Origin of the sequence: Veillonella sp. (assembly GCF_019414865.1) — a bacterium.
GTDB lineage: Bacteria > Bacillota > Negativicutes > Veillonellales > Veillonellaceae > Veillonella.
Window position 1 is genome coordinate 1 of sequence record NZ_DXLG01000105.1, and the last position, 5,588, is coordinate 5,588.

3 protein-coding genes are annotated in these 5,588 nt (G+C 40.8%); 2 read left to right on the forward strand and 1 reads right to left on the reverse strand.

The window, feature by feature from the left end; genetic code table 11:
- Positions 1–66: 66 nt before the first annotated feature.
- Complete coding sequence (gene nifJ / locus QZ334_RS06590) at positions 67–3,603, reverse strand: pyruvate:ferredoxin (flavodoxin) oxidoreductase (RefSeq protein ID WP_156718891.1); 3,537 nt, start codon at positions 3,601–3,603, stop codon at positions 67–69.
- Between the two features lie 385 nt (positions 3,604–3,988).
- Here nifJ and QZ334_RS06595 point away from each other — a divergent pair, with 385 nt between their 5' ends.
- Together QZ334_RS06595 and QZ334_RS06600 are read left to right on the forward strand one after the other, a co-directional pair.
- Positions 3,989–4,912, forward strand: a complete 924-nt coding sequence (locus QZ334_RS06595; protein ID WP_024065776.1) for a LysR family transcriptional regulator — start codon at positions 3,989–3,991, stop codon at positions 4,910–4,912.
- The gene (locus QZ334_RS06600) at positions 4,912–5,340 is read left to right on the forward strand and encodes a hypothetical protein (RefSeq protein ID WP_178885415.1); all 429 of its coding nucleotides are present in this window, start codon (positions 4,912–4,914) and stop codon (positions 5,338–5,340) included. Before QZ334_RS06595 ends, QZ334_RS06600 begins: the two co-directional genes overlap by 1 nt.
- Positions 5,341–5,588 lie beyond the last annotated feature (248 nt).

Consider the following 5,588-nt stretch of genomic DNA (forward strand, 5'->3'; position numbering starts at 1 on the left):
ATTATATACAAAAGAGGCACCCTCGAAAGGGTGCCTCTTATTAGTTCTTAGTCGTTAAATAACGAATTATTTTACGTCTTCGAAACCTTTTTGTAAGCGAACATAGCTTAAGCGACGATCTTTAGCGTCTTGTTCAGTTTTAGCGAACAATTCTTCTGCAACATCTGGAGCTGCTTTAGCCAAGGAAGCGTAACGAACTTCACCTTTAAGGAAGTCTTGGAAGTTTTCAGTTGGTTCTTTGGAATCCAAGGAGAATGGATTTTTACCTTCTTCTTTAAGTTGAGGGTTGTATCTGTAAAGATCCCAGTAACCAGCTGCAACTGCTTTACGTTGTTCTTCTTGAGCTTTACCCATACCAGCTTTGATACCATGGTTGATACATGGGCTGTAAGCGATGATCAAGGAAGGACCTGGATATGCTTCAGCTTCTGCAACAGCTTTCATCAATTGGTTTTTATCTGCACCCATAGCTACTTGTGCTACGTATACATAACCATAAGACATAGCCATCATGCCAAGGTCTTTTTTCTTAGTACGTTTACCAGAAGCTGCGAATTGAGCAACTGCTGCGATATTAGTGGATTTGGAAGCTTGACCACCAGTGTTGGAGTATACTTCAGTATCGAATACGAAGATGTTGATGTCTTCGCCAGAAGCTAATACATGGTCAACACCGCCGAAGCCGATATCGTATGCCCAGCCGTCACCACCGAAGATCCAGTGGGAACGTTTGATCAAGAATTGTTTTTTCTCAAGAATTTCTTTCAATTCTGGAGTTGTAGCACCTTCAGCTTCGATAGCTGCTACTAAACGTTCGGAACGTTGACGAGTTGCTGCACCAAGGTTAGCAAATTCAATCCATTGTTCCAAAGCTTCTTTCAATTCGCCTGTAGCAGTTTCTACAGCTTTAGCAGCTAATTCTACTAATTGTTGACGAATTTTCTTAACGCCGATGTACATACCATAACCATACTCAGCATTATCTTCGAACAAGGAGTTTGCCCAAGAAGGACCTTGACCTTGTTGGTTAGTTGTGTATGGAGATGCAGGCATGGAAGCACCCCAGATGGAGGAACAACCAGTTGCATTGGCAATCATCATGCGGTCGCCGAACAATTGAGTTAACAATTTAGCGTAAGGAGTTTCACCACAACCTGCGCAAGCACCGGAGAACTCGAACAATGGTTGTTCGAATTGGGAACCTTTAACAGTTTCCTTCTTCATAGGGTTTTCTTTTACAGGAAGGTTAACACCGTAGTTCCATGCTTCAGCTTGTTCGATTTCGGAATCGATGGAAGTCATTACGATAGCTTTGCCTTTAGGAGCTGGACAGATATCAACACAGTTACCGCAACCCAAGCAATCTAATGGGGATACTGCAATACGGAATTGAAGATCTTTAGCGCCCAATGCAGGGATTGTATCGAAATGTTCTGGAGCTGCAGCCACTTCTGCTTCAGTTGCCAAGATTGGACGAATTGTAGCATGTGGACATACGAAGGAACATTGGTTACATTGGATACAGTTTTCTGGTAACCATTTTGGAACGAACAATGCAGGACCGCGTTTTTCGAATTTAGCAGTACCAGCAGGTAATGTACCATCTTCGTAACCAGCAAATGTGGATACAGGAAGATCATAACCAGCTTGTGCATTGATTGGTTGTGCAATGTTTTGAACGAAGGATGGGCAAGATTCGCAACCAGGTTTAACTGCGTGGCCGCCTTCATCAACAGCGTTTTTCCAGTCAGCAGGAACATCTACTTTTACCAAAGCGTTAACACCTTGATCGATAGCAGCGTTGTTCATGTCAACGATATTTTGACCTTTTTTACCGTAAGAAGTTACTACGGATTCTTTAAGGTATTTAACAGCGTCATCTACAGGGATGATTTCAGTCAATTTGAAGAATGCAGCTTGAGTTACCATGTTGATACGACCGCCCAAACCGATTTCGGAAGCGATTTTCGCAGCATTGATGATGTAGAAGTTCAATTCTTTTTCTGCGATTTGACGACGTAATTTAGCAGGTAAATGTTCGTTCAATTCTTCAGGAGACCAAGTACAGTTCAACAAGAATGTACCGCCTTTTTTGATACCGCGAATCAAGTCGTATTCATGTACGTAAGATTGACGGTGACATGCTACGAATTGAGGTTCAGTTACCAAGTATGGCAAGTTGATTGGGTTTTTACCAAAACGAAGGTGAGACATTGTTACGCCACCAGATTTTTTGGAGTCGTAATCGAAGTATGCTTGAGCATACATGTCAGTGTGGTCACCGATGATTTTGATAGCGGATTTATTCGCACCTACAGTACCGTCAGAACCGAAGCCCCAGAATTTACATTCAGTCAAACCAGGAGTTTCAACTTCTACGCCTTCAGCACGATCCAAGGACAAGAATGTAACATCATCATTGATACCCAATGTGAAGAATTTCTTGCCGTTTTCAGCAGCCAAGTTATCGAATACAGATACGATGTCTGCAGGGATAACGTCTTTGGAGCTCAAACCATAACGACCAGCGATAACTTTTACGTTACGGCCACCATCGATTACAGCAGCTTGTACGTCCAAGAACAATGGTTCAGCCAAAGCGCCTGGTTCTTTAGTACGGTCAAGAACCGCAATGCGTTCTACTGTTTGAGGAAGAGCTTTCAACAAACGATCTGTTGCGAATGGACGGAACAAGTGAACGTTGATGAAACCAACTTTACGGCCCAATTTGTTTAAGTAGTCAACAGTGGATTGAACTACTTGAGCGGAGGAACCCATAGTTACGATTACGTCAGTTGCATCAGGAGCACCATGGTAGTTGAACAATTGGTAGTTAGTACCAGCCAATTTGTTAACTTCGTTCATGTAATGTTCTACAACGTCAGGAACGTTCAAGTAGAATTTGTTGGATGCTTCGCGATGTTGGAAGTAAACGTCAGGGTTTTCTGCAGTACCACGAGTTACAGGAGCATCTGGGTTCAAAGCATTTTTACGGAAAGCTTTAACAGCGTCCATGTCTACTAATGGTTTCAAATCTTCATAGTCCCAGATTTCAATTTTTTGAATTTCATGGGATGTACGGAAACCGTCGAAGAAGTTGATGAATGGTACACGAGTTTTAATAGCTGTCAAGTGAGCTACAGCGGACAAGTCCATTACTTCTTGTACGGAGGATTCAGCAAGCATAGCGCAGCCAGCTGCACGAGCAGCCATTACGTCTTGATGGTCACCGAAGATAGCCAAAGCGTGTGCAGCCAATGCACGAGCAGCTACTTGGAATACACCTGGAAGTAATTCGCCTGCTACTTTGTATAAGTTAGGAAGCATCAATAACAAACCTTGGGAAGATGTGAAAGTTGTTGTTAATGCACCAGCTTGTAAAGAACCGTGAGTTGCGGCAGCAGCACCTGCTTCAGATTGCATTTCTACAACTTGAACAGTGTTGCCGAAGATGTTTTTACGACCAGACGCAGCCCATTCGTCAATGTGTTCTGGCATTGGGGAAGATGGAGTGATTGGGTAAATCGCAGCAACTTCTGTAAAACCATAAGAAACGTGAGCAGCCGCTTGGTTGCCGTCCATAGTTTTAAATTTACGACTCATGTGATTATTGCCTCCTTAAGCATTTAGCAAAAATAGAACACTTGCTTAATCTATCATTATGTTTAGGAATAACAACCATTACAAACTTGCGCACATGAAAAAATAATGCAATAATATATATGTTATATATAATATGGCATTATGTGTGAACATACTTTTGTATTGGGCACAACCATAATTCCTAATATCATAACTTGATATAGCCCTATATGCACATTATAACGTGCTGGGCCCTATCAACGCAACACATACAGTGACTGTCGCTTTGCCAATATTGCTATCCATGCTTTACATAAAGTAATAGCTAATTGCGTTATAGTAATAACTATTCTCATTTAGTATAGGTCACTTCCCATAACCAGATTTTATTTTTAGGGGGTTAATTATGGATTTTCATCATTTGAAATACTTCGTTGAAGTAGCTGATCAAAAAAGCTTTAGTAAAGCTGCGCGGAATTTGCACATCTCCCAATCCGCTATCAGCCGTACTATTAAAGCTTTAGAAGACGAACTTGGTGTTGTTCTCTTCATGCGTAATGCTAAATCTGTAGAACTTACTGATGGGGGTACCATCTTCTTAACCCACGCAAAACGCGTAGTATTCATGTTTGAACATCTAAAAACTGATTTTGAAAACGAGTTTCGTTTGGAGCAAGGTTCCATTAGAATTGGTATTCCACCAATTACCGATGCACCTATCTTCGCTCAGCTTTTAGGGGAGTTCAAAAAAGTATATCCACAAATTGAATTAGAACTTTATGAACAAGGTTCTAAAAAAGTTGAGATTAGTGTTCAAGAAGGCTTGATTGATATTGGTATCATTTGTACGAAACCAAATCCAAAAGAATTTGAGTCCTTCTACCTCACTAGTGATCCGCTTTCCGTTATCGTTCCAATATCTAGCCCTCTTGCGAAAGAAAAAGAGATTCGTTTAGAAATGCTAGCTGATGAGTCTTTCGTATTACACAAAGATGACTTTAATTTGCATGACGAAATCATCAAAGCTTGTAAACATACAGGTTTTCAACCTCATATCGTATTTGAAACTAGCCAACGTGATCTTATGTTGCAAACAGTTAGTGCAGACCTTGCCATCGCATTGTTACCATCTCGTCTCTGCCCTGAGGCAGGTGAAAATACAGAGGTTGGTTCCAAGGTCGTTGTACGACCACTTGTACCAGAAATTATTCATACACTTTATGTTATTTGGAAAAAAGGTCATTACCTCTCCCACGCTTCTCGCTTGTGGTTAGACTTTGTAAATTCAAAATTACCATTACCTGGATTACAACTTGAGGATCGTCAATAATGAATAAACCATCTGGGCTCGCATCTAAATTGCGGGCCCTTTTGAAAGCTAAAGAAACACCCATGTGGGGCGTTATTATCGTGCTGGTCATTGTTATAATCTTCCAGCAAATACAAATTTCAGAACTACAATGGCGTGTCGATGAAGACCACGATGGTTCTTCCGTTGATAGTGTAGCTGGTCGCCTTTACATTCTAGAAGGGATGGCTAATAAACATAGCGACCAACTGGATGGTATCTTTAAAGACATTCGCCAATTACAAAACGACGGTGCCAAGTACGACTGGGAACTGAAACAACTACAATGGTTACACCCAGAACTCAAAGTGCAACCACCAGAAGCTAACCCTTCCCCATTCAAATCGACGGATTTAAACCTCGATATGAATCCTGGGAAAGTGCCGGATGTAACAAAACAAAGTCAATAAAGAAATCAGGAATAAATAAAAGCACCTTATACCTACACAAAAGTCATCACAAATGACTCTTCTCATAGGATATAAGGTGCTTTTATCATTATTCTTTTATAGATTTAATTACTCGTTTTCCCATACGTCTCTGCAATGACGAATTGCTTCTACTTGCGATACGCTTCTAATTTATATGCATATTCAGTTAGAAGATTATTTGAATAAATTTTTTCATTTTTTGAATCTCTAACTTCTTTCCAAATAAT